The sequence below is a fragment of the Petrotoga sp. Shatin.DS.tank11.9.2.9.3 genome, assembly GCF_003665005.1.
In the GTDB taxonomy this organism is placed as follows: Bacteria; Thermotogota; Thermotogae; order Petrotogales; family Petrotogaceae; genus Petrotoga; species Petrotoga mobilis.
The window spans coordinates 25,123-50,370 of the sequence record NZ_JGVT01000003.1 but is presented as its reverse complement, the minus strand read 5'-3'; the positions used below and the strand labels follow the sequence as shown (position 1 = coordinate 50,370).

The 25,248-nt window shown below is 34.4% G+C and carries 22 protein-coding genes and 1 tRNA gene; 1 reads left to right on the top strand and 22 read right to left on the bottom strand.

Going from position 1 to position 25,248, the window contains the following annotated elements; all coding sequences use genetic code 11:
• From BZ25_RS10420 to BZ25_RS01915, 19 genes are all read right to left on the bottom strand, one after another.
• Window positions 1–273 (bottom strand): Rpn family recombination-promoting nuclease/putative transposase (locus BZ25_RS10420; protein ID WP_233552338.1); only part of this gene is annotated, 273 nt, incomplete at its 3' end.
• Window positions 274–492: 219 nt separating this feature from the next.
• Complete coding sequence (locus BZ25_RS02000; RefSeq protein WP_121514811.1) at window positions 493–2,241, bottom strand: ABC transporter ATP-binding protein; 1,749 nt, start codon at window positions 2,239–2,241, stop codon at window positions 493–495.
• A gap of 130 nt (window positions 2,242–2,371) precedes the next feature.
• Window positions 2,372–3,691 carry an MFS transporter gene (locus BZ25_RS01995; RefSeq protein ID WP_121514812.1) on the bottom strand — a complete coding sequence of 440 codons (1,320 nt, stop codon included), beginning with the start codon at window positions 3,689–3,691 and terminating at the stop codon, window positions 2,372–2,374.
• A 48-nt stretch (window positions 3,692–3,739) separates the two neighbouring features.
• Window positions 3,740–4,969, bottom strand: coding sequence for an MFS transporter (locus BZ25_RS01990; protein WP_121514813.1), 1,230 nt, complete (start codon window positions 4,967–4,969; stop codon window positions 3,740–3,742).
• Between the two features lie 158 nt (window positions 4,970–5,127).
• A complete protein-coding gene (locus tag BZ25_RS01985; RefSeq protein ID WP_121514814.1) occupies window positions 5,128–5,787 on the bottom strand; it encodes a hypothetical protein in 660 nt (219 codons plus the stop codon).
• Window positions 5,784–6,443: a hypothetical protein gene (locus tag BZ25_RS01980; protein ID WP_121514815.1), complete on the bottom strand. Its 660-nt coding sequence runs from the start codon at window positions 6,441–6,443 to the stop codon at window positions 5,784–5,786. Before BZ25_RS01980 ends, BZ25_RS01985 begins: the two co-directional genes overlap by 4 nt.
• The gene (locus BZ25_RS01975) at window positions 6,440–7,414 is read right to left on the bottom strand and encodes an ABC transporter ATP-binding protein (protein ID WP_158584821.1); all 975 of its coding nucleotides are present in this window, start codon (window positions 7,412–7,414) and stop codon (window positions 6,440–6,442) included. Before BZ25_RS01975 ends, BZ25_RS01980 begins: the two co-directional genes overlap by 4 nt.
• Window positions 7,415–7,609: 195 nt before the next feature.
• Complete coding sequence (locus BZ25_RS01970) at window positions 7,610–8,257, bottom strand: hypothetical protein (protein ID WP_121514817.1); 648 nt, start codon at window positions 8,255–8,257, stop codon at window positions 7,610–7,612.
• Window positions 8,254–9,111 carry an ABC transporter ATP-binding protein gene (locus tag BZ25_RS01965; protein WP_233552337.1) on the bottom strand — a complete coding sequence of 286 codons (858 nt, stop codon included), beginning with the start codon at window positions 9,109–9,111 and terminating at the stop codon, window positions 8,254–8,256. The genes BZ25_RS01970 and BZ25_RS01965 overlap by 4 nt, the downstream gene beginning before the upstream one ends.
• A 101-nt stretch (window positions 9,112–9,212) precedes the next feature.
• A complete protein-coding gene (locus BZ25_RS01960; RefSeq protein WP_121514819.1) occupies window positions 9,213–10,919 on the bottom strand; it encodes an ABC transporter ATP-binding protein in 1,707 nt (568 codons plus the stop codon).
• An 825-nt stretch (window positions 10,920–11,744) separates the two neighbouring features.
• Window positions 11,745–11,870, bottom strand: coding sequence for a hypothetical protein (locus BZ25_RS10530; protein WP_255408255.1), 126 nt, complete (start codon window positions 11,868–11,870; stop codon window positions 11,745–11,747).
• A gap of 328 nt (window positions 11,871–12,198) precedes the next feature.
• A complete protein-coding gene (locus BZ25_RS01950; protein WP_121514820.1) occupies window positions 12,199–15,726 on the bottom strand; it encodes a DUF4020 domain-containing protein in 3,528 nt (1,175 codons plus the stop codon).
• Window positions 15,727–15,830: 104 nt separating this feature from the next.
• Complete coding sequence (locus BZ25_RS01945) at window positions 15,831–16,415, bottom strand: hypothetical protein (protein WP_121514821.1); 585 nt, start codon at window positions 16,413–16,415, stop codon at window positions 15,831–15,833.
• An 11-nt stretch (window positions 16,416–16,426) separates the two neighbouring features.
• A complete protein-coding gene (locus tag BZ25_RS01940) occupies window positions 16,427–18,406 on the bottom strand; it encodes a methyl-accepting chemotaxis protein (RefSeq protein ID WP_121514822.1) in 1,980 nt (659 codons plus the stop codon).
• Between the two features lie 129 nt (window positions 18,407–18,535).
• Entirely contained in the window at window positions 18,536–19,867 is a 1,332-nt protein-coding gene (locus BZ25_RS01935; RefSeq protein WP_121514823.1) for a glycosyltransferase family 4 protein, read from the bottom strand.
• A 27-nt stretch (window positions 19,868–19,894) separates the two neighbouring features.
• Complete coding sequence (locus tag BZ25_RS01930) at window positions 19,895–21,124, bottom strand: aminoacetone oxidase family FAD-binding enzyme (RefSeq protein ID WP_121514824.1); 1,230 nt, start codon at window positions 21,122–21,124, stop codon at window positions 19,895–19,897.
• 36 nt (window positions 21,125–21,160) lie between these two features.
• On the bottom strand, window positions 21,161–22,009 hold the full coding sequence (locus tag BZ25_RS01925) for a methyl-accepting chemotaxis protein (protein WP_121514825.1): 849 nt from the start codon (window positions 22,007–22,009) through the stop codon (window positions 21,161–21,163).
• Window positions 22,006–22,779, bottom strand: a complete 774-nt coding sequence (locus BZ25_RS01920; protein ID WP_012208528.1) for an MBL fold metallo-hydrolase — start codon at window positions 22,777–22,779, stop codon at window positions 22,006–22,008. Before BZ25_RS01920 ends, BZ25_RS01925 begins: the two co-directional genes overlap by 4 nt.
• A 103-nt stretch (window positions 22,780–22,882) precedes the next feature.
• Window positions 22,883–23,977 carry a BMP family protein gene (locus tag BZ25_RS01915; protein ID WP_012208529.1) on the bottom strand — a complete coding sequence of 365 codons (1,095 nt, stop codon included), beginning with the start codon at window positions 23,975–23,977 and terminating at the stop codon, window positions 22,883–22,885.
• A gap of 145 nt (window positions 23,978–24,122) precedes the next feature.
• Here BZ25_RS01915 and BZ25_RS01910 point away from each other — a divergent pair.
• Window positions 24,123–24,194, top strand: a tRNA-Arg gene (locus tag BZ25_RS01910).
• Between the two features lie 5 nt (window positions 24,195–24,199).
• Here BZ25_RS01910 and BZ25_RS01905 read toward each other — a convergent pair.
• From BZ25_RS01905 to BZ25_RS01895, 3 genes are read right to left on the bottom strand one after another with little or no spacing between them, the layout of a single operon-like run.
• Window positions 24,200–24,538 (bottom strand): YraN family protein, encoded by a 339-nt coding sequence (locus tag BZ25_RS01905; RefSeq protein WP_158584820.1) that lies wholly within the window; start codon window positions 24,536–24,538, stop codon window positions 24,200–24,202.
• Window position 24,539: 1 nt separating this feature from the next.
• Window positions 24,540–24,842, bottom strand: a complete 303-nt coding sequence (gatC, locus tag BZ25_RS01900; protein WP_121514827.1) for an Asp-tRNA(Asn)/Glu-tRNA(Gln) amidotransferase subunit GatC — start codon at window positions 24,840–24,842, stop codon at window positions 24,540–24,542.
• Window positions 24,843–24,858: 16 nt separating this feature from the next.
• The gene (locus BZ25_RS01895; protein ID WP_121514828.1) at window positions 24,859–25,248 is read right to left on the bottom strand and encodes a hypothetical protein; all 390 of its coding nucleotides are present in this window, start codon (window positions 25,246–25,248) and stop codon (window positions 24,859–24,861) included.

The window sequence follows — 25,248 nt, the reverse complement described above, 5'->3', positions numbered from 1 at the left end:
TTTACTTTGATGCTCTAACAATAAGTATATGTATATATCTTGACCGTTTCCTTGAACCCCCTTCGGGGCGTTTCCTTTTTCTATCTTGTATAGTATGTCCGATCTTTTGATGGAGAAGTCTTTGCCTATTAGTTCAGTTTGTTCACGTTTTAAATCTGTCTCTTTTATTTGTTTTGTTATCTCTTTTGGTAGAAAGGCTTTTAGAAAGTCATAGAATACGGTTCTGTCTTCAAATAATTCTTTGAATATCGAATCTTTTATTGGATTAGACATAAGCTTCTCCTTTTGGTTTATTTTTTGTTTGTTTAATTTAATTATACCATATACCTATAAAAATACATTCGATCATATTATACGTCTATGAAAAAGATTGGTTAGATCAGAGAAATTAAAACATTCCAACCAATTCCTTATTTGAATACTGTTAATTATAGCCTAGTACGCAAGTTTCTAATTTTTCTACCTTTACTTTTTGAAAGAGATCCAAATAATTTATTCCATCTTCTTTCGTCCGATCTCGTTAGCACTTGATAGATAGCTTTCAATTATTCCTTTGAAAGTATCATCTCCAGACATAAGCTCACTAAAGCTACCTGTCGCTGCAACCGTTCCATTTTTTAACACAAATACCCTATTTGCAAGACTAATAACATTTGGTTTATGGGAAATAATAATCCCAGAACGTGTGGATAAATAATCTTCAAGTTTTTCAAGTAATATACTTTCGTTTATGGTATCTAGATTAGTAAGTGGTTCGTCAACTACCACTACATCTTTTTCAGCGTAAAATAACCTTGCAAGTTGTATCCGTTGCTTTTCTCCGCCTGAAACAAAACTACCTCCTTCTCCTAAAAGTCTTCCTTTTAAATGATCCAAGCTAAGATCATCAATTACTTTTTCCAATCGTTCCTCTTCTAACTTTCTTCCCATAACGATATTGCTTTCAAGCGTTTCATTGAAAATTCCAACAGTTTGAGAGTAATATCCAACATATTTGAACACTGCCAGGGGGTAGGTCCCTTTTAATTCATTACCTAGGAGTTTTACTTCTCCTTCATAGTTTTGCTCTAATCCAAGTAGTATATTGAGTAAAGTGGATTTTCCTTCTCCTGATAAACCTACAATAGCAATTGTTTCTCCATGCTGAACGTTTAAGGAAATTTTTTTTAGAAACGGTTTATCAGGTTCAAAACCAAAACTGACATCTTTCAGACTATATACGGGGGCCTTTGGAACAGGAAATATTTCATGCTTCGTGTAATTCTTTTGTGCATGTTCTGCTTCGTCGAAATAATTAAGGATGGTATCAAGATTTGCAGAAACACGTACTGCAATTCGGGCCAATTCCCTAAATAGGTATAAAGGTTCCGTCACAAAGGAAAAATATGTCCACAATGCCCATATTGTTCCAACGGTCATACGTCCATTAATTACTAAAAAACTTCCATATACCAAGATTATTAGACGAGAAAAATAATCGGGCAGATCAACCATCAATTTATCAAACCTTGATCTTGGTATTTCTGCTTCTACTACTGAGTCCGTAATCTTTTGGTATATTCTTTCATATTCATTTTCACGTTTTGATTTCGCTTCTCCTGCAAAGATTTCATGGAGATTTTCGAAAGTTTCAACTATGAAATTCGTTGCTTTTCTCATTAATTCATACCCTCGGGAGTAAGGGCGATGGCTTACTCGATCAATAATATTTGTGTATAGACCTACAATTGCCACATTCACCACATACAAGAAGAAAAAGAATTTGCTCCAAGCGAAAACCATTACCAAAATTAGCACCATTCGTATAAGAACAAAGATGTTGCGAATAAAACCATAATCAAGAACGACAAAAGCTTCGTTAAGTTGATTATTAATCAAAGAGGCATAGTATGCCGAACCTTGTTGCTTAAGTTTTTTCCAAGGGAAAAAGAAAGAGAGTTTGAAAATACGATTTGATAGATCCGCGGCAGCTTTGAATTTTTCACGTAAATAAATTTGGTCGCCAATGTAGGTTAAGATAAACGAGGCAGTGTATAAGATAGCTAAAAGATAAATGGAGTTCCATTCCATTTGCATATTTATAGTTAACCCGTCTATGATGTTTCTTACCAGCAATGGAATGAAAAAACCGAATACAACTGATGATGTTGCAAGAAAGCCACCAATCAATATAGGTATAAGCCTTCGTTTCCCAATCAAAGAATAAAAGGATATTATCTTACGCAAGTTTGTTAAATTCATTTCTCCTCCCCTATAAATGGAAATCATGTTTAAAGGAAAAGAGGGACACTACTCCCTTAGCTACGTAAACTTAATTTAACTCGAAATTAATTAGCCTCTATTTTCGGGAAAGAATCGGGCTCACTTTTTCTTAATCTAAAACTGCATCTGGATTATTTTCTTCGAGGTTCATTACTACTTTATTAAATAACATTAAAACACAAACGACAATTAAAATCAAACCAGATAGAATGAACATAAGTCCTATTCCTCTATTTTTTCCAACACCAATTAAAGAGCCAATCCACGTATTCGCTAATGTGCCTCCATCTATAAGAAGTGGATTGAATACTTTTTCTGCCAAAATACCTGATAATATAATTGCAACTGGTGTTATAATTTTCAAAAGTCCATCTATCACAGCGCCCACTCTACCCAAAACGTTACCCTCAATTTTGACCTGCATTATGGTACCAAGTGTCGCATTTGTGAATGGAACAGGCAACATGAATATGAAAAATCCTACACCAATTATATACCAAAGAGGCGATACACCCATCACACACAAACCTATACCTGATAGTATGAGCCCAATAAATATCGCTTTTACCCTATTTTTACTAGTTGGTATAGTACTTGCAACTAACCCTCCTAAAACTAATGCTATTCCTGATAGGGAATTCACGATCCCATAAATTATGGAATTATAATTGCCCATTATTATTGGTCCAACAAGCACAAAGCTTAAATTAGCTATGAAGTTTAACAGTGCAAATACAGCTATGAGTGAGAAAAAACCTTGTTTTCCTTTTAAATATGTAAGGGTATATTTAAAATCATTGATTATATTACCCATATTTACCCTTTTATCTTCGATAACAGGCTGTGGGATTTTTTGTGATACAACTGTTCCTATTGCTACGAAGAATGTTATAAAATCGATTGTTAATAAACCTGATAAATCAATTAAAGGGTATAGAGCTCCTGCTACTACAGGTGCTATTATATTTTGAATGGATGGGATTAATTGCATCATTCCATTTGCCCTACCAAGGTTTTTCTTAGGAACAATTTCCGGGATAGAGGCAGTGAATGCAGGACCCTGAAATGTTCCAAATACTGCAGATATGAAGTTAATTGGGAAAATCATCCATAGTTTCATTTGCCCCGTTATAAGCAATATGATCATAAAGATTTTTAAAAGTGCGTCAAATGCGTCTGTGAATATAATTATATTTTTCCTGTTTTTCCTATCAGCAAATGTTCCTGCGATCGGTGCAAAGATTATCCCTGGCAAAATCCGCATTAAAACAGTCATAGTAAAAGTCATTGCACTTCCAGTTGTTTCTAAAACCCAGACAGATAACCCAAAAGTTGTCAAACCAGAGCCTAAAATAGAGACAAATTGCCCTATCCAAATTATCATAAATTTTGTCATAGATTTTTCTGGATTTGACTTATTTTGATTCATCCCTTTTAACCTCCCGATAATACCTTATGAAAACAAGTATTAATCTAACTATTTTGATTTCTCGACATTCTGCACTCCTTCTCTCACAGTTCTTATTGCAGTACCGATTTTGATTAATAGTGTAATTGTAATAATGCTTCCTATAAAGGCTAATAACCAATTGTAGCGAAAACCTATCTGATCTGCGATATAACCACTTACCAAAGGAATAGTGAATCCAAACAGGGATCCAGCAGCAGAAATAGCTGAAATATAAGATGCTCTTCTCTCACTTGGAATAAAATCATGAACCCATACTGAACTAGCACTCATATCTATGCCCAATCCCAATTCGATTAAACAGGCTCCTATGTAGAAAGCAACAATTGAAGTGTGAGAAGCGATTGTAATAGAACCTATTGCAATTAAACCTTGCCCCATTATTGATACTTTCACACCTTCAAAACGCTTTAGAAGTATGCCTGCTAAACTATTTCCGACTGCTAAAACTACAAGAAAAATGGCCATTGTGAAACCTAAGTATGCGGTAGACAATTTAAGCTCTTTGACCATATATAATTGCCATATCATTACAAAGGTCTGGAATGCGATTCTTCCTGTCATAGAGCGAATCAAAATTAATCTCATCGTGGTACTTTTAAAAATATCAATTGTGTTTCGAACAAGGGCTTTCCTAAATGAAATTGCCCTATCTCCGTAATTTTCATTTAAAATAAAAATAAGAATGATGGATGTTCCAAGTCCCATTATACCAGCAACCAATAGGGGAAAATCCGGACGACCAATTGCAAGAAGAGAGGACAATAAAGCCACAATCGCACCGAATATTAGTGAAATTGCATTTGCATTAGGAAACACTTTCGCTTTTAAATGCGATCGACCCTCTTTAGTAATTTCATCTACAAACCAAGATTCTGGAGTACCACTAATCAACGATACGCCGACTGCCCACAATAAAATACTCAAGATAAAAGTGAATAGATTACTTGCTTGGAAAAATACCAGTAAACCGATGGACCATATAAAAAATCCTAACACTAACGATCTTTTCCGACCGTATTTATCAGCAATGTTTCCAGTTGGATAGTCAAATACACTTAACGCTATTGAAGAAATCGCTAATACCTGGCCAATTTGAAATGAAGTTAATCCCCTTATACCCATATGAGCAACATAGACAGTCCCAAATAATTTATCAATACCCTCATAAAGCATAATAATAAAATAATATTTTATTATTGTAGAACCAGATTTCATTGATTTACCAAAACGCCACATAGGTCAGACCCTCCAGTTTTCATAAGATTATTGCCTTTAAAAACTCTAAAATCTAATATATGGGGTCTCTTTTCCCTCACTTCCCACCCCTTATGACCTCTATCCTTAAACCTCTTTACAAAGTATGTCGTTGAACTGTTCTTCACGGGAGACTTTCTCTACGCTCCCCATAAATTAATGACAGCTTCTTTGTTCTCTCTCCCAAAGAAGGATAGAATCCAAAAAATAACTACGCCGATAATTGACATAATCCAAAGAACCATGTATGCCCAATCTATAAAAAATATAAGAAAAGAAAAAAGATAAAAAGGTAATGTTACAAAACCTAAAAGCTTATTGAAAAAGGTATTTGAAGAAAGCAACGAAATCTCGCCTTCTCTTTGTATCCCCCAAGCCCCAGTAGATGCAAATAAAGAAAGGATCAAAACTGAGCCCAAATTCGAAAATCCAGCTTCATAACCGAATGTCTTTAAGATTATTATTGATACTAAGAACGTAAAAATTGATAAAATCATTCCAATAATAGCTGAAAACAAAATATCCTTAAAGAAAACTTTTTTCAGCGAGAGATGAGTCGATGCGATTGCTTCGAGAAAACCACTCATCATTTCCCTCGTATTTTCACATATCCCAAAAATCATGGTAGTGAATAGTAAAGATACAAAGGGTAATAGAACTTCTAAAGATAGATAAGGATTAACGATTCCAATAAAACATGCCATACCTATCATCATAGCCAGGCTTACAATCAAAGTTTTTATTCCCTTTTTTAAAAAGATGAGATTTTTCCACAATATGGCATCTATTTTTATTTTCATAGTTTTGTTATAGCCACCTTTTCTTTATTTATTTTTCTAATGATTCCTAAGAAGATAATGATCAAAATCGCTGAAACGATCAGTGTTATTATAACCATTAACCTAAGTGAGTAAGTTAAGAAAAAAGCACTCAGATTCAAAAAGAGAACAGCAAATATAAAGACTCCTGAGTTAATAAATGTGGTAACCGTGATGTTTGCAAAGAACCAGTAACAACTCCCCACCAAACCCTCTATACTAAAGACAAAGGGAACCGCTATTGCTAAGATCAGAAGATTATTTATTGAAGGAATTACAATCTCATTATACATTATCCAGGAAATGAATGTTGAAATAAAAAGGATTATCCACCCCAGACAAATGGAAACAATCGTTATTAAACATGCTTTAATGAGGAGTATTTTTCTGACAGAAAAATGCGTGGCAAGGATACTTTCTAACGATCTATCTGAAATTTCCATAAAAAATATTTTGTTATTTAAGTTAAACCCAACGATTAAAGGAATCAATAATATTAGATTTGAATAACTTTGCTGGAATTTTTCAATTGATATTAAGGATGAAATAGCTATAAATGAGCCAAGTATTATTGAAAAAAGAAAGGAGCCCTTGGATTTTTTTAAAACAGTGAGATCTTTCCATAGGATCGCATTCATCTTTTCACCCCTTTTAATGCTCTTGTTACAAGGCCTTTTCTAATTTCTGGTTCGGATTTTAATAGCTTTAAATATAGATCTTCCAACCCTTCTTCTTCTGTTTTCATCTCCTGAACTTTTACACCTGCTTTTGCCAATACTTCAAATATTCTTCCAGAATCATTCCCTTCGATGTAAATCGTGTTACCATCGATTTCTACTTTCATTTCCTTACTTAATTCTTCTACCCAAGGCCCAATTTCTTTTACTTTTACAACGGTTCTTTTGGCATTGAAACGACTTTTTAATTCTTCATAAGAACCTTGTGCTACCATCTCACCATGGTTTATAATCGCTATATTCGAACATATCTTTTCTACTTCTTCAAGATCATGTGATGTCAGAAATATTGTCTTTCCTTCTTTTTTGAGAGCAAGAAGCATTTCTCTTATCAATGTTCTTGCTTCAGGATCCAATCCAAGCGTAGGTTCATCGAGAAAGATTAAAGTGGGATCACAGATAAGAGCCCTGGCAAGGGTTAATCTTCTGGTCATACCATGGGAATATGTAGCGACGGGTTTATCCTTTACTTCCCACAACCCTGCAAAAGTAAGAAGACTTTCAATCCTTTCTTTCCTTTCACCGGGACTAGCATCTTCATAATATATCCTGTCAAAGAATTCCATGTTTTCATATCCCGTAAGGATGTAAGATACACCCAAACTCTCAAGCATGAAGCCAATCTTTTTTCTCTTCTTGTCATATTCCTTTGTTGTAACATCAACACCAAATACCTTTATTGTACCGTTAGTTGGTTTTAAAATGTTTAAAATCAGTCTCACCATGGTTGTTTTACCCGCACCATTAGGTCCCAACAATCCAAAAGCTTCCCCCTCTTTAATTGAGATGTCTATATTCCTCAAAGCAGGCTCTTCTTTTCCTCTGTATTCTTTGCAGAGATTCTCTATTTCTATAATATCCATCAAATCCATCAAATCCATCTCCCTACAGACAAAGTGGTCGATACTTGTAAAGCTTGCTCCCTGATTTAACAGTCAACTTGCTAACCAATTACTTTTTTATTTTCCTGAATTTTTCGCTTGTTGAAATAATTTTTTGAATCGTAATTGAATGCTTTTCTGTTTTTTTCAAACTTCTTTTGTGCTCGTCACACCATTTTCTTTTTCTTATTCTATCATCAGTCTTTTGCCAAAGATATCTACAAAGTAGATGATTCCTAATATAGCCATTAATCCCAGAAATATCAAAATAAGATTTTGCCATTTTTCTAAAATAATTAACTTTTCCCACAGATTTCCATTCATTCCCACAAAAATTAAGAATAAAAAAAGAAGGATTCTAACTATGAATGGGTTATCAAACACGAGAAGCCCTATTCCAACCAAACCACTAAGTACCGCCGACCAAATCGGAAAGGTTATCAATACCGTTAAAAGTATTTCAAAATTAGCAATTACTCCCATAGAAAAAATGTTTGTTATATATTGCACAATAATTCCCCATAACATGAATACCTGGGTGAACAATAATACTGCCAACATTTTCCCCAAGAATATTTCTTTTATATCTAAAGGTGATGCCAAAAGGTATGAGATGTTTTTATTTTCCTTCTCTCGTTGAAAGCTGATCCAACCAAATGAATAAGGCACGCAAAAAGTAACTATAAAAGAGGAGATAAGAATAGGGTTAAATTTATTTGAACTATCCATATTAAACGTTATTACAAAGACTGTAATAACCGTCAAAAGAGAAAAAAATTGAAATCGTTTCCTTATGAACATTCGTAACTCTTTTTTAATTAGAGCTCTCATCATTCTTCGTCCTCCTTCACGATATAAGTATATATATCCTCAAGCGTTACTTTCTCTTCTTCCACCCTTTCGACATCTATTCCTTTATTCACGAGATATCGAACTACTGATGATGGACTTATTTTATCTCCAGAGAGTATCAATTCTTTTTCCCCTATTACATTTACTTCAGAATCCTTTGAAATCTCATTTACTATATCCTTGGGAATTTTACTACTTACCTTTATTGTTACACCCATTCTAACTCCCAAAGCTTTTTTCAATTCTTCCATATTTCCAGATACAACTATTTGCCCTCTTCTCAAAAGTATTATCCTTGAACATATTCTTTCTATATCGAAAAGATCATGAGAGGTTATTAAAAGTGTTTTTTCTTTATTATGTAAGCTTTTTAAAAATTCTACCATGTTTTTCCTGGCTACAGGATCAAGATTGGACGTTGGTTCATCCATTAAAACAATCGAAGGATCATGCAAAAATGCTCTTGATATGGCTAACTTTTGCTTCATACCTGCGGAAAGTTCCTTTACCATACTTCCCCTATTTTCGTAAAGTCCCCATTGATTTAGTAATTCTTCTCCACGTATTTGGGAAACCCCATATAATTCACTCCAGAACTTTATATTTTCATCAACCGTTAAATCATCATATAACCCAGGCCCATCCAAAATGAAACCTATCTTTTTTCTTTCGTGCTTGGTCATCTTATCAGTATCTACCCCTAAAATTTTTGAAACCCCTTCAGTTGGTTTCAAAAGTCCTAATATTATATTTATCAGGGTAGTTTTTCCTGCACCGTTTGGCCCAATCAATCCTACAATTTCTCCCGCCTTTATTGAAATATTTATATTTTTCAAAGCTTCTACCCCGTTTTTATAAACCTTCCGAACCTCTTTTAATATTATCGTTTCCATAAATCTATTCCCCCCCTTCCAAATATTATTTCTTTTTGTACTTTTTAAGAATCTTTGACATATTGCTTTTTAAATAATTCTCTGTAACTTGCATTCTTTTGGTATAATTCTATGTGTGAACCCGAATCCACTAAAGTACCGTTTGCCATAAAATATATCTTATCTGCTTTTGATATTGTTGAAAGACGATGAGAAACTAATATTATCGCCATATCTTTTTCCTTTTCCTTTAGACTTTCAAATATTAATTCTTCAGTGTGTGAATCCATTGCAGAAGTAGCTTCATCCAACAACAGCACCTTAGGCGGATGTAATAATGTTCGAGCTAAATTGACTCTTTGCTTTTGTCCACTGGATAAAAGCAAACAGTTTTTATTAAGAGACTCTGAAAATTCTGTTAGTTGTGTGATTTCTAGAATCTCATTTATTGTACTTTTTTCAACTTTTTCACCTAATAATATATTCTCTTCTATGCTTGCATTGAATATAAAAGGAGAACTTTCTACATATTTTATATTTCTTCGTAAATCTGAAAGATCATATTGTGAAAGTTTTAATTTGTTCAGTAATATTTCTCCTCTTTGTGGTTTATATAGCTCGGTTAATAGTAAAAGTAAAGTGCTTTTCCCTGTTCCAGTTGATCCAACAATGGCTATCTTTTCACCTTTGCCGATTTGTAAATTTATATTTTTTAATATATAATTATTTCCCTCATATGAGAAGAAAACATCGTGGAAATCAATTGTAAATTCTTTTGGAAAGAGCATTCCTTTACGTACTTTTTCCTCTTCTTGGTTTAGTAAAGTTTCAATTCTATCTATTGATGGAAAAGCGGCAGGTGTGGTAGTGAAGAGAAAAGCTAAGTTCCATACTGGGACATATAGCCTTCCAACGAATGTGAAAAAGGCGATCAGCGTTGGAATATCTACTAAATCCCTCATTGATAAAATTGCACCAATGCACAAAATAATAATAGGCAAACCTTCTTCAATATACATAGTTATACTATTATATAGTTTTTCATAAAAACTTTTGTTTTTCATAGAATTATGCCAGTTGCGGATCTTGTTTTGAAAAAGATGGTAAAAATAGGCGGTTTTTTCCAATAATCTTATGATAATTGCTGAATTTATTCCTTCTTCTATTGATTTTACAACATTATCGTTTGCCTCTCGTTCTAACAAAGACATACTTTCCATCTTTGGTTTGAATTGCTTTTGGCATAATAAGTATATGGGCAAGGAACAAACGAATATTATGGCTAAATAAGTATTTAATTTAAAGGCGACATAACATCCTACCGAAAATTCAGCTATTGCCTGAAAAACAGATGTGAAAAAAAGTGTTTCTTCTCCAACTATGTCAATATCAGAAGTGAATCGCGCCATTAATTCACCCGATGGCTTCCTTTTATGGTACGAAGCTGGTAATTTTAAAACTTTTAGGTATAATTTCTCACGCAAGCTCCCTTTCACTAACAGTTTCAAAATGTCTCCATGATAATCACTTAAAAACCAAATAAAACGTGTGAAAGAATAAATAACAAGTATCAATAAAGCTGTAATCAGAGCACTTTTCATCCCTTGCCCATCGTTTATTGTTGTAATTTCTTGCATCAAGTTTTCTATTAAAAATGGAGTCACAGCTACTAGTGGTATAAAAGATAAAATTAGTATGAAATTTATAAATAACTCTTTTTTAAAACGAGAGACCTCTTCCCAAAGAAAATACAACGCGTTTTTATATTTCATTAAAGTCCACCCACTTCATGTACTCTTTCTTTTAATAGTATCACTTTGTCTAATTTTCTTATCGTCAATAATAAGTATTTCATCTTTATTAATTTTATTATATACTTTTTCATATGGTTTTCAAGTGTTTTTTTAATTGACTTAAAATATGTACTGATAAAGTATTACAAAGATTGGTCGAAGAATACTTATGTTAAAATTATTTAGGATGATTTTTATCAAATATTATGTCTTTGTTATTTCTTTTAGTTATTATAAGAGGATTATGACATAATGAAATTTAGAATAAAATAATAAAAAGTCGGAGAGTTGTAACATTCCAAAATAAGATATCTGAAGTAAATTTTATTTTGTGTTTTTGTTGCTATTAAGTAAAGAGAGTTTTCTACCGTTTCTTTATATGATTTTCAAAGGGAACAAAGAAGAGAGTTAGTCAAATTTAGTGGCAATTTTAATTGAAAAACGCCCATGTTGGGCGTCTTTTTGAAAATTACTTCAATAATTCTTTTAGCTCTTCTATGGTTATTTCAAATATATTGTCGATTATAAGGTTTATTCTTCTTTCTTCAGTTTCTTTTATCTTTTCTTTTACCTCTGTGGTTAATTGTCTACTAAATCGTTTACTTAGTAACTTTAATGCTACTCCTTTTTTTCTTCAAGTGTTCCTTTTTCCATTCCTTCGTTTCTTAACTTTTCAGCTATCGTTAAAACTATTTAACCCCTTCCAAGCATTATTTCTTTTTGTGCCTTTATTATCTCTTCTATCGTTACCTCTTACCTTACGTTTAATAGGTAAATCATACACGGTTCCGACTATTCTTGTAACTATTCTTCTTGTAGTTGTTTTACGTAAGTGAATACCCTATTTGATAAGTTCGTTTCTACGTTCCAGACTTCTCTCCCATGGTATATTACTATTCTATTATTATCGGTACCTTTTTTGAATGACAATTATTTATCATCTTAGCTTGAGGATTTTAAGACTTACCCTAGTTGTAAGTGAAAGCTAGCCAGAAATAACTTTCAAGCATCTTGTTGGCGCGACATAGATAATTAAACTGTTCACTGAAAGCTGTTTGTTTTAAACCAGATAGAAAACAAGTTGATCGAGTTTTTTTCAATGTGTTGTAGACCAGATGTCCAGATCAGTTGTGGTGGGAGTATATGTCTCTGTGAACCATGCTGAAATATTAACCACTTAAGGAATCGTATCAGTCGATCAATTTTTTTTTGAGATTTTGGGGTAACATCTTGATTTCAGGTAGTTTAGTTTCCCCTTCTAACTCGATGGGGAACAACCCAAACGGATAAGATGTTCTTTAAGAGGTTTTATATCGTCTAATGGTAAGTTTTTGGAAATGTTATTGAAAAGTTTTATTACTTCGTAACAGTGACAAAAGGGCCGTGTTTCTCCTTTGAGAAGGTGATTCAGCAATCGAGTTGTATCTAGTGGATATTTTTCTGCGAAATTTTCTTTATCTAACCTATAATAAAACATTTCTGGAATTTTTAAAACTGGGTCTAACTTGGCGACAATTAAATCTACCACTTCAGAAAAGACAGGCTGCAATGCAAAAACCCAATCTACCATATTCCCTGCTTCTTCCGGACTCAAAGGGAGAGGAATACCGTCAGTACGTATGGACCAGTAATTTCTAATCCATTTGTTCCATATTTCTTTAATTGCTTCTTGGGGAAGAGAGGTAAGTTGATTGGTAACTTCTGCAGCCCACTTTCCCCTTGTTTTCTCATCAACATTTTCTATAAATTTGTCTAACCAGCCACTCTGAATAGGATCTATTGAACTTCGCACAGCAATACTGGCTAAATGAACACAAAGAAGATCGTATGATTCTGAATCTCTTCGCAGATTATTGTAAGCCTGCTCATATAGAGGTAACAAGTCTGGCAATAATGCCTCATTCCATTTCCCCCACCGAAGATATCCTTCCCAAGCCTGTTCGGCACGCTGGGCATCAGCATCAGTATTCCAATCAAGTAAAGGTAATATCTTTTCACGAGTCCATTTATGGTCAAGAGAAAATAAAAAATGAAGTTGGCTGGCAAGTATAACCCGACCCATTGCAGCTGTATTAGACTTTGCTGATATAATTCTCTCAAAACGACCTTTGTACTCATCAAGTATGCCCTGCCGTTCATTTTCTTTTTGGGATTGGTGTCTGGCCAGGGCTAAAACCCAGAATTGTGTAATTACCCCTCCAACGTGGTTAATGGCGGTTGTTAACCAGTCATTGATATGATTCAGGATTTCTTTTTCATCGTGTTTCTCTACCTCTTGCCATAGGCGGTCTACAATAGTTTCTGCACAAGGCAATAGCGAGGTTGGCAAACTTCCTTCGTTTGCTTTGACCTTTTCTTTCAACAGTTCGGTTATACTATATCTATGCTTCCATATTTCTTTGAAATGTTCCAAGAATTGCAACACTTCTTTCCACTGAGCTTCAGTTAAATTGGTTGACTGCCATCCAGAAATAATAGCATCCCATAGGTCAGTGTCCCATTCTTCCCTTGCCTCAAGTTCTTCAATTAGCTTCCAACCCCACAGAAAAGAGCGAGCTACAGCTTTTTGAATCACAGACAAAAGCCCTTCTCTATCAAGCCCTAAAATTTCCTTTTCTTGATAGGTTAACAAAAATTCAATTATCTGTGAAACAGGCTTGGAAAGAAGTTCCTCCACGGTTACAGGGCTTTGGGGCCCTACCCATTCCGTTGAGATATACCAATCTAAATTAGGATATTCTCTGGGTTGAAAATCAGGATGCCTAGCTTGAATCTCACTAAACTTCTGGTGTACTAATGAACAATTTGGAGCGATTTGCTCTAACCAATATAAAAGATTGTAAACTTCATAGTTTTGACTTCTTAAATTAGCAGGATCTTTCTCATTTCTTTCACAATTTGCTAAATAAGTCTCGACATTCTCCAAAAGACGTTGACGAACCGCTACGTCAGCTTTAGGATAAGCGACTTTAAGCAATTGAAAAACTTCATGTTTAAGACCATGAACAAAAAGCCAATTGTTTGTCAAAAGTTTTTGAAGTTTTTCATTGGGGTTGGAATTATGGTCAATTGTTACACCGTAAATTGCCAATCTCTTAAATATAGGAATGTTGGATAAAGTCCATTCTTGAATAGTAGTTTGAGCTCGTTCAGGATCATCCTTGAGGAGCAATTCTATTATATCCCTGGCAAAATCAATAAGTAGGTCTAAGCTGCCAGGATATTGGTCCTGTTCATGGGGTTCAATGGCAGATCGCTTAAAGCTGACTGGATCCCACTTATCGTTAGCACAATCAACGTTACACAATAAACGATGGGCACTTTTTAGCTGACCTGTAATTATTGGCGCTAGCTCATGAACAAATTTTTTAAGATTAGGTTTAAAAAATTCCTTCCATGCCTCGCTGAAAAGGTAATCATCAGCTGGTATAGTTAATTTAAAACCAGATGGTTCTAAAACCAAGTATGGAGTAGAAAGGTATTTGAAAATACGAATTGCTATAGTGGCATATTCAGTAGAACAACACTTTTGTAATAAAAAATCTAAAGAATTTCCTTGGGTTGAAGGATAAATGGGAGCTATTAATAAGAGTTCCACCCATTTAGCAAGAGTCGTAGGTTCGGGAAGTGATTCGGAAAACCCTAGGTTTCCAGCTATATTCTTCCAGAGCAAAGGGCTCAATACCTGACCTTGCTTTTGTACCACAGCTAAAGCATCTTCTGGATAACGACATGCATATTTTTCAGCGAACCACTTAGCAAAAGCATCACTGATTTCATCTGAAGGGTTGTTTAAACTAAAGAGAGGCTTGAAGACGCCTTTCCCCTCAGCCCATTGCAACCATTCCACCCTCTCAGCATATTTAGTAAATATGTTAACCTTTATCGGATCTTTGATAACTTCTTCAATATAGCTGTCTTCTTCTCTATCAAGGGACGGTGGTAACTGTACTAAGTCTTTGATGCGTTGCTCATGTTCTACAAGGCCCATTCTGGTTTGGTTTACCCAAGATTTTACAGATTCAACAAGGGCTTTATGTTCTTGATCGTCGGGACTATGCTTATATGGAATTAGTTTTATTCCCTTGTACTTCCACTTTTCTATCTCGTCCTCAGGAACAAGGGCAAAACGCTCAGTCTCTGGTGGAAGGCCACGACCTAGGTATTCCATAGGGAGATCATTGTGACTGTAGCCAACAAAGAGAACTTTGTAGTTACCAAATATCCCTACCAAAAAACGTGCAGCCCAACCTTCTGTAAGGTAGGCACGACCGAAGTCCCTATCAGTGAGGATTAATTCTTCTGGTTTCTGGTCTACACAGCCGTGAAGATAAATAATGCCGTTGAATTGATGACCCAAAGGAAGAGCAGGAGCTCGATATATGGGGACTTCACCTTGAAAATTTTTGGCTGCAGCTTTGCTAAAGTGCGTATCAAAATTAGTGGTCACAATCCGAACTTCTTCAGGGTTGCGAAATAACGATAAAAGAGCGTAATGAAGTTCTGTGGGTTCTGATTCTTGATTCTTTATTCTCTCCCAAACTAATTTATGAACCTTAGGACCTTTCCCCTCGAGATACCCTAAAAAATGATCGGGAGCTTCTTTCTCAGGCTCCCATGTCAACAAATTACCTGTTTTAGATTCAACTTCTCTGACCAGTTTTTCGAAATTAGGTAGATTAGACGGGGGACTCATGGATACTCCAGCGCCGGCAAATATAACTAGTTTTCTTTCAGCTTGAGCATTAATAAGCTCTTCCGGTACTTCAATTTCACCTATCCACATAATCTTCTTCCTTTTCATTATTATTGATCTTTCATCTGTTTTTATACCAACCTTTCAATTTATCAGTCAATATCTGCACCATACATTGTAACCCACCAATTTTGTTATTTTATGTATCCTTCTTTTTTTAAGAAATACTGTGATAAATTTAGTATTCTTTTATCTTTCATTAGGTCTTTGAAGAATTTTTCGTATTCTGGTTCGCTTTTGTACCATTTGTGTATTAAGTCTAAAAAACCGATATCTTCATCCTCTTGTTTTATATACAACCTTGCATAACCATATCTGTTCCATATATTTATCTGGACCATGTAATCATAAGATAAAGATTCTATGATTCCTTTTAGGGTTTCTCTGTCTTTTTGTATGGCTTCTTTTTCTTTTTCTAAAATTGAGAGAAGGAATAACAGGAATCCTTCTCCCAGTTCATCAATTATTATTTCGTTTTTTTTAGATGTTTCTTCATCAAAATCAAAGAAATCTTCATCTTTTTGAAGTGCGTAACCAGGAACGATTTCAAAGGTTTTTAAGATTTTTAGTACTTCTACTATTTCTTTTTTGTCTTTCACTTCTTTTCTGAATCTAAGGATGTTTTCTCTATCGTAAGTTTCAAATTTGAGTTTGTCTAAAACTTCAAGTTGGTTGTCGGTGAGTGCTTCTAAATAGTAACCTAAGTACAGTTTAATCAAGATAAATTCTCCTACAGTCTGAATATTTTCAACTGTTCCGAAAGCTCTTCCGATAAAGTAGAGAGTTCTTGAGAGTTCTTTTCAATCTTCTTTGCGTCTTCTTTTTGGGTGTTAATTGAATTGGTTATCTCACTCAGACTTTCGCTAATAGAGGTTATCGCTTGTGCGACTCTATCCATGGCTGAACTCATTTCTTCTGTGCTTGCGCTTTGTTCTTGCGAAGTTGCTGTTAAGTTGTCTATTCCGCTGTTTAAATCTTTTACCATGTTTAAAATTTGTTGGAATTTATCGTTTATACCGTACATTTGATCGTTGATATTTTGTATTATTCCAACGGTTTCGTTTGTGCTGTCATTTACGACGTTGGTACTGTTTTTAATACCTTCAAGCATTTTTTCGATTTGTGAAGTTGCGTTTTTGGAATCTTCTGCCAAACTTCTTATCTCATCCGCTACAACTGCGAATCCTTTTCCTGCTTCTCCTGCTCTTGCTGCCTCTATAGCAGCGTTCAAGGCTAGAAGGTTAGTTTGCTCTGTTATAGAATTTATCGTGTTAACGATCTTACCAATGTTTTCAGATCTTTCTATTAGGGCTTTAACCACATTCTGGGTTTTTTTAGATTTATCCACAGCCTCTTTTATCGTTTTATCTATAGATTTTATAGACTCAAGTCCTTCGTTGGCGGCATTTTCTGTTTCTGAAGCAGCGGTGTTAAGTTCTTGAGCTGATTTAGAAACATTTTGAGCGGCTGCCGATATTTCCTGAATCCCTGATGTAACCTCTTCAACGGAGGCGGAAGTATCTTCAGCGTTTTCACTTATTTCAGCAGCCTTTTCCGAAAGGGTTTGTGCCGATTGAGAACTGTTTTTAGAAATATTGAGTAATTCCATAGCAGAACTGTCGATCTTTAAAGAGCCTTCTCTTATTGAGATTATAGAGTTTTTCCAAGCACTTATCGCTTGATTTAGTGAATCTGCCATTTGTCCAATTTCGTCTTTGGAGTTTATTTCAACGGAAGTTGATAAATTACCTTCTCCTACCTCTGAAAGATACGTCTTCAGTTTATTCATTGGTTTTATAATGTTGTAAATGACGAATAAAATACCTACTATTACTGCAGCTACGGCTATTATTGTGAAGAGAATAAGAGTGAAGTTCGTGGTAGATCTTACTTCACTGAACAAATTGTTAGTATCTACTTGGGTAATAACTGTCCAATTTAAGTCACTAATTTTATCATAAGCTAAAAAAGTTGACCCATTTTGAACATACATGGAACCACTGTTCTGATTTAAATTTTTAAAATATTCTTCTTGTGAAATATCTTGACCAATTGCATCACTATCAGGATGAAGAATAATCTGACCTTTTTGGTTTATTACATAAATAGTTTCTCCAGTTCCTAACTCATTACCAATAATTTCATAAATCCTGGACATAGATAGTACTATTGACACAACTCCGACTATTTCATTTTTATCGTTTTTTATAGCCTTTGAAAGGGTAACTATGGTATCACCTGTTACTGCATGCACAAAAGGATCTGATACTACTACTTCTTGTGGCTTTTGAAGGGCATCTTTGTACCATGGCCTTACTCTTGGATCATAATCACTTGCTTTTTGGTTTTCCATTTCTACTGGTCTTACAAAAGCATCACCATTTTTTGAACCTACCCAAATTTCTGTGAATTCAGGATATTCATCAATTAAATTTTGGAGCTTTTGATACATTCTATCTCTTTCTTCTTGCGATTGTTCGAGCAAATTGATGACATCGGGATCACTAGCGATTGAAGAAGTTACTTTTTTGAGATCATTCATGTACTGATCAATAAAATTGGCTGTTTGGGAATTGTTAACTTCGATTAATTGAGAAGTGTCTTCTTTTAATATGTTACTATAATTTAATGAAGAATATGTGATAAAAAACGCCATAGGTACAACCGAAACCAAGATGATTAAGACTGCCATTTTCCACTTGAGAGTCATATTATTTCCCCCTGCATTTATTTTTTTATGTTGCCTTTAGAATTTTATAGCGCCCTTTCACCCCGCGCCCCACCCTGAAGGATAATGGAGTGTTTGCGCTTTCACCTCGCAACTCGACTATAAGGATAATTAGACGCCCAAATGAGCTTTTTCTACCAACAAGTTTTTCAACTTTTTCCCCAAAGTTTCATAGGAAAAGTATTTTTTCCCAAGTTCAAAATTCTTTTGAACAATCTTTGAAGCCCTTTGGGTATCAAATAGAATTTTAAAAATTTCTTCTTTTGCCTTAATAATTTCGTTTTGGTTGACTCTGTACATACCTCTTTCATATTCAGCTTTACTTCCTAGACTGACAACCTCAAAGCCTAAGGGGGCTATGTCTTTTTTGTAAACCGGATATTCAAACATCAACACAGGCTTTTTTGAGAATATCGCCTCTAAAAATTGATTACCAAAACCCTCTAAAATGCTTGGATAGGTTATAAAATCAGCTATTGCATAAAAATCCCATAGAGAGAAAATCTCTTCCTCTTCGTGTCTGATGTCATCGGAAATGGAAAAAGCTAATTTTAGTTCTACATCTTTTTGTGAGGCGTATTGTTTCAACACTTCTACATAATCGGATTCTTCCGATAAACCAGGTAAAACCAAAAATACATTAGTGTCTTGCGTTATCTTTTTACCGTTAAAAGTTGTTTTTCCAATATACTTTTTTAAATCCTTTTTTACTTCTGCTACTGTGTCGATTGCCAATTCAATAGCTTTCCTTCTGACGATTCTAGTTGCTTGTAAAAATATTAGATCGTTTTGAGAGATGCTTAGTTTGTCGTATATCTTTATGTTGTAATCGTCTATTTCCCACCGCTTTTGATTAAAATCAAATACGTTAGGTATGACGATACTATCCAACCCTTTTTTATTTTTTAACTCTTCTTGTGCTAACGAATTTATGACAACGTGAGTTATATCTTTTGGAGGAAAATATTCTTCCAAGATCTCTTTGATGTAATCGTTGGTCGGATTTTTGTAAAAATCTCTTTCCCAATAAAAATCATGGTGGTGACCTATCATTTTAATACCGTTGTCTTTACAAAACCTGTATATAGCCACAGCTGCTGCAGGATTATGGGCTAATGAAAAGATGTTATTCACAATCATTACATCCAAATCCATCATTTCATACAGTTGATTGTAAATATCTTCTATGTATCTATTCATCTCTTTTTTAAAATAATTCTCGTCCCACTCGTCTAAATTTACAAAAGATTTTTGTTTGAGTATGTTACTTCTTTTGTCCGTATATGCGATGTATGGGATTTTAAATCCGGGTGATGTTCCCATATCTCCGGCGATTAAATACGTTTTTAAATGCATATTTCTGAGAACTTGCTTCCATTTAACCATTTCTAAGGAAACACCGTCTGTTTCTCCTACTCTGTAGTGTACTAAACCAATCTCCATTGGATTGACTCCCCTCCATGCTACTTTTTATTCAGAAGAAGCGGAACTTCCTGCTAAGTATCCACTAGACCATGCCCATTGCAAATTGTATCCGCCGCTTTCTCCAGCTACATCCATAACCTCACCTGCAAAAAATAAATCAGGTATAATTGTAGACTCTAAAGTATAAGGGTCTATTTCAGTTGTATTAATTCCCCCTAAAGAAATCTGAGAATCCTTCCAATTTGTTGTACCTACAACTTCGAAGTTCCACTCTTTTAAGTTATCGGCTAGCATTTCTATATCTTTATCATTCAAACTGCTAACAGGTGCCTCCAAATCTTTAAATCCTATCCTCGGTAAAAAGTATGGTATCAAACGTTCATCGATAATACTTACTAGTAGGAGTTTTATAGGTCTTTCAGGCTTTGATCTAATCTTTTTGGTTAAAAAATCCACTAAACTTTTGTGCGAATAGTGAGGAAAGGGTATAATTTTTAGAAAAAGAGGAATGTTTTGTTCTAAATATTCATGTACGTAATTACTGAGTTCTAATATTGGTATACCAGAAAGGACCTCATCTTTTTTGAAAAGTATTTCACCTGTGTAATTTTTGGAAACAATTTCACCGTTTTGATCTATTAGAAATACATCCCCTTCTAACTTTGAACCTGCAACATCCTCAATGATATGTGGCCTTACTTTCAAAGGAACTAAACCTGGACGTAATTCATCAATAGAATGTCCCAAACCTTGAAGAGTGGGAAATATACTTCCGTTGGAACCATATTGAGGAGAGGAGTTTCCACCTGTTGCTACTATTACTTTATCCGATTGAAATACCCTGTGTTGCCCTTTTATGAGAAATTTTTTCCCTTCTTTAATTATTTGGTTGACTTGGAAGTTAAGTACAACTTCAACATTGTATTTTTCTAATTCGTAAATGAAATTAGTAACGATATCTTTTGATTTTTCTGTGTAGGGGAAAAGTTTGGAATCCTTTTCTTTTATCATTATCCCTAATTCTTCAAAAACACTAAGTGTTTGCACGACACCAAAAATATCAAGTACTTTTTTTACAAAAGGCAAATTGTTGCTGTAGTAATGGGTTTCATTCATGTCCAAATTTGAGAAGTTCCCTCTCCCGTTACTGCTTGCCAAGAGTTTTTTAGCTAATTTGCCTTTTCTTTCAATTATTCTTACTTTTGCGCCGTTCCATGCTGCAACTGTTGCAGCCATTAATCCAGCAGCTCCTCCACCGATCACGGTAATCAGCATAACACATTTCCCTCTTTTAGAAGATTAGCTTGCTTTTTAAATTTCAATTTCTTTCAATTTATTTTGCATTTGCAATACAGTTTCTAAGACTTTTCCTAATGTATGTATATTGTTCACAAGTTCTTCTATATTTTCTTTTGAGGCGAGCAAGTTGTTGGTGTTTTCTTTAAGTTCTTCTTTTCCCGAAACCAAATTTTGAGTTAATTCATCCATGAAGGCTAAATTTCCATTTAACGTAACAAGAGCTGCTTCAATAGAATCGGTTATGGTTGAAAATATTGCTTCTAAGTTGTTTATTATTCCTTTGACTTCTAGTACCTGATTTGATAGGTTAACGATTCTTTCAGAAATTTTATTTGATGCGATGTTAGTTTCTGACGATAATTTTTTAATTTCTTCGGCTACTACTGCAAATCCTCTGCCGGCTTCTTTTGCTCTTGCGGCTTCTATCGAAGCGTTTATCGAAAGTATGTTAGTTTGTTTGGCAACGTTTTTTATAACATTTGTGAGTTCTTCTATTTCTTGAAAATTATCCATCAAATGCGATACACTTTCTAGTGATTTTTCTACATCTTTTCCTACTTCATCAAAATCCTTCCCAAATTTCTTTAATTTGGAGATGATTTCTTCATTATTAGCAGAAATCCTTTTTTTCTCTTCTTCTCCATTTTCTACTGTTTTTTCAATTACATTTGAAGTGCTCTCTATACTTTCTATGAGTTCAACAAGGGTTTCTCCAACTATATTAGTTGAATCGTTAACTCTCTCAAACCTCTCTCCCAATACTTCCTGGAGTTTTTCGATGAAAGAAACGAGAAGATTTTCATGGTACACACTTTTTGCTAATCCTTTTATGGTATCAGTATAATTCTCCTTTTCACTCATTTTGCCCCAACCCTATAGATGGTATCTATTAAATCTATTCCACATTCTAAAGATTCAAACCAATTTAAAAATTCTTTAAATTCAGGCTTTTTATATATTGCCCCATGCTGTGGCACCATCTGTTCAACATCCAACTTTTTAACTGTGTCAACCCATTTTTTGCAGACTTTGTTCGACGCCATATACCTCTTGTGAAATCCTTCTATGTATTTTATATGTTCTGAGAAATTTTCCACAAAAACCTTATCTTTCCCTTCAGGGAAAACAGATACACCTATATCCCCTGAAAAAAGTATTTTAGAAATCGGATCGTAGAGGTTGAAATTTCCCGTTGAATGTAAGAAATGTGCGGGAATTATTTGTAATTCAGCCCCATCTTTAAATTTTATCTTTCCTCCAGAATCTTCTATCAAAACCATCCTGGATTTTTCAAAAACTCCAAAGTGAGGTAAAAATCGCTCCCATAATTTAGATATATAAAACTTAGTTTCCAATATACTGTCCCACAAAGTTATTCCCGATGATACGTCGGGATCTTGATGGGAATAGAACACATGTTTGATCTTACCCAGGTCAAGAAATTCAACGACGCTTGCAAGAACGCGTGGAAATACATGTACTCCTCCTGGATCGAGTAATACACCTTCGTCATTGTGAACAATTAGATACTGATTAGTCGGAATACCTTCAACGCTTTTTCTTTCCGATCCTAAAAAAACGAATTTGTGTTTCCCATTGTCAAACAGGGTTATGATATTTTCGTTATCCATATTATTGTCCTCCTTCTAGAGCAATTTTAATGACTTTTGAAATTTCAAAAGAATATATATAGCGCCCCTTTGCTTCGCTCCCAGCCCCATCTATATGAGTTTATTAAAATGGAAAATTTATATTACTAACATCAAAAGAGCCTAATTCTGCCTCATTTTTGGGAATATTAACTTCTCCGTCTTTCACCAATTTTTCCAAAAAGACTAATTCTGCAACGACTTCATTTGGGACCATTCCTTTCGTATATTTCATGAGGGAGATACCCATACCTTCTTCTTCTATTCCTAGAACGTGATGACCGGAATTGAAATTTCTATCGTACAATGCAGACCTGATCCCTTCGAATGCAGCAACATCAACCTTTTTTCTTGAACTAGTTAAAACATATCCTGGAGCCATATAATCTTGGTCCATATCGTATCCGATTACGAAATATCCTCGTCCTTTTTCAAAGTATTTGTCGATAATTTGATTTAAAGGGGCATTATCAGGTAGGCCATAAAATGATGAACCCACTTCTTTGGCAGCGTCTATAACAGCTGCGGTAGTTACCCCTGTGAAGACAATATCCGCTCCATGATTGTAATGAGAAAGAGCAATTTGTTTAGTTTTGGAGGAATCCGTAAAACTACCAACGTAACCTGTAATTACCGTTACGTTTTCCCCTTTAATTTGATTAAAGGCTTCAACGCCTGCACGATACCCAATTTCGTACCTTTTAACAGGAGGAATTTCTAACCCGCCAATAAAACCCACTTCATTGGTTTTTGTCATGGAAGCCGCCAAATATCCAAGTAAAAATCCACCTTCTTCTTCTTTAAAAGTATAAAGAGCTAAATTAGAAGGAATTACCTGATTAGGAGATGGTTCTATATCTATTCCTATGAAAAATGTATCAGGATACTGCATGGCGAAATTGAATAAAACATCTGCCATCATAAATCCTACCCCTATTACTACATCTCCATTCTGGGCAGCATTTGTAAGATTCGGAACGTAATCAGTCTGTTCTTTTGATATGAGGATTTCTGCTTCAATACCTGGAAGTTGTTCGACAGCCATTTGGACACCAGCCCAGGTACCATCGTTGAAAGATTTATCCCCTAGTCCCCCTGCATCCGTCACCATTATAACCTTTAATCCAAACATGTTCACTACCATGATAACTGCTAACATAAGAACCAAAAGTTTTTTCATGCTTTTAACCCCCAATATAGTATTTTACTGTTTCTACCAACTTTAAAACTTGCTATTGTTCCTTTCAAGTAATTACAACCCTTAGTATCCTTCATCGATTGACAGCAGTCAAATTTTCTGCTATAATATTTTTTGTCTTTAGTGAGCCCCTGTAGTTCAACGGATAGAACGGTGGATTCCTAATCCGCAAATGAAGGTTCGACTCCTTCCAGGGGCACTTTTTTATAGCCTTTGAGCTGGGTAATAATTTATTACTCCATCGTTGGTGACAGAAATTACATCAATTTGAATTTCATCAAATTCTAGGTTTGGATGGGTAGCTATGAAATAATTACCAACTTTCATTATTTTTTTTAATTTTCTAGAATTCACCCTGAAAGCGGGGTCTCCAAAAGTTTCTTTCCCACCTTTTACTTCTATAAGATGCAATATTTTATTCTTTAAAGCTATAATGTCTATTTCGCCGTGTCTGTAAGAAAAATTCCTTGCAATTATTTGATAATCTCTATTCAAAAAAAAAGAAACCGCTTTGTCTTCGTACACTTTTCCTTGTGTATTCAAATTATTCTTCCTCGTTAACATGTATCCCTGGTACACGGAGAAAACCGTCTTTACTTTCTGGAAAGTTGTTTATTATTTCTTTTCTATCTTCAAAGTTTTCTACTTCGTCTTTTCTTAAAACGGATGTCGAGAATTCAATGGGAGATACCATCTCTTCAATTCCTTCAACGTCTATTTCATCTAATATTTTTTGATACTCTAATAAAGCGTTTAGATCTTTCTTTATCTTTTCTTCTTCACTTGGACTAAGTTCTATGTTGGACAGTTTTTTTAACTTTTTTATTAATTCAGAATTTATTTCCATAATTTGTGCTCCTTTCTTAATTCAAACCTAAAATTATCTTTAATTTTCCATTTTCTATCTCAAATTTTTCTATACTTACATTTTTGCCGATAGGATTTTCGGGGATATTGATAATTATTGTCTTGTCGTTTAATTCAACAAATTTTGGGAGTTCCTCTTTTTTGATCATTTTTGCCGGGATATTATGAAAAAACTCGTATCTCCCTGTTAATGTTTTAGGATAGGTCTTTAATTTTAAATAGTATTTGAACATCAACACCTTGAATCTAATTTCGTTATCACTGAACTCTATATTTGATACGTGATCAAATATTCTTTTCAAGAAATGAAATTTACTGTTTTCTAAAATTTTTATCAAAAATTCTTTGGCTGCCTCTTCATCTATTTCCAACAATATTTCTTTCAT

Coding starts and splice junctions, on each gene's coding strand:
- BZ25_RS01950 (WP_121514820.1), bottom strand. CDS start 15,726: ATGTGGATAGGTGAAATTGAAGTACCGGAAGAGCTTATTAATGCTCAA.
- BZ25_RS01975 (WP_158584821.1), bottom strand. CDS start 7,414: ATGGATTTGATGGATATTATAGAAATAGAGAATCTCTGCAAAGAATAC.
- BZ25_RS01915 (WP_012208529.1), bottom strand. CDS start 23,977: ATGAAAAAACTTTTGGTTCTTATGTTAGCAGTTATCATGGTAGTGAAC.
- BZ25_RS01925 (WP_121514825.1), bottom strand. CDS start 22,009: ATGAGTGAAAAGGAGAATTATACTGATACCATAAAAGGATTAGCAAAA.
- BZ25_RS02000 (WP_121514811.1), bottom strand. CDS start 2,241: ATGAATTTAACAAACTTGCGTAAGATAATATCCTTTTATTCTTTGATT.
- BZ25_RS01920 (WP_012208528.1), bottom strand. CDS start 22,779: ATGGATAACGAAAATATCATAACCCTGTTTGACAATGGGAAACACAAA.
- BZ25_RS01940 (WP_121514822.1), bottom strand. CDS start 18,406: ATGACTCTCAAGTGGAAAATGGCAGTCTTAATCATCTTGGTTTCGGTT.
- BZ25_RS01895 (WP_121514828.1), bottom strand. CDS start 25,248: ATGAAAGAAATATTGTTGGAAATAGATGAAGAGGCAGCCAAAGAATTT.
- gatC (WP_121514827.1), bottom strand. CDS start 24,842: ATGGAAATAAATTCTGAATTAATAAAAAAGTTAAAAAAACTGTCCAAC.
- BZ25_RS01995 (WP_121514812.1), bottom strand. CDS start 3,691: ATGAATCAAAATAAGTCAAATCCAGAAAAATCTATGACAAAATTTATG.
- BZ25_RS01935 (WP_121514823.1), bottom strand. CDS start 19,867: ATGGAGATTGGTTTAGTACACTACAGAGTAGGAGAAACAGACGGTGTT.
- BZ25_RS01960 (WP_121514819.1), bottom strand. CDS start 10,919: ATGAAATATAAAAACGCGTTGTATTTTCTTTGGGAAGAGGTCTCTCGT.
- BZ25_RS01980 (WP_121514815.1), bottom strand. CDS start 6,443: ATGAATGCGATCCTATGGAAAGATCTCACTGTTTTAAAAAAATCCAAG.
- BZ25_RS01930 (WP_121514824.1), bottom strand. CDS start 21,124: ATGCTGATTACCGTGATCGGTGGAGGAGCTGCTGGATTAATGGCTGCA.
- BZ25_RS01970 (WP_121514817.1), bottom strand. CDS start 8,257: ATGATGAGAGCTCTAATTAAAAAAGAGTTACGAATGTTCATAAGGAAA.
- BZ25_RS01985 (WP_121514814.1), bottom strand. CDS start 5,787: ATGAAAATAAAAATAGATGCCATATTGTGGAAAAATCTCATCTTTTTA.
- BZ25_RS01990 (WP_121514813.1), bottom strand. CDS start 4,969: ATGTGGCGTTTTGGTAAATCAATGAAATCTGGTTCTACAATAATAAAA.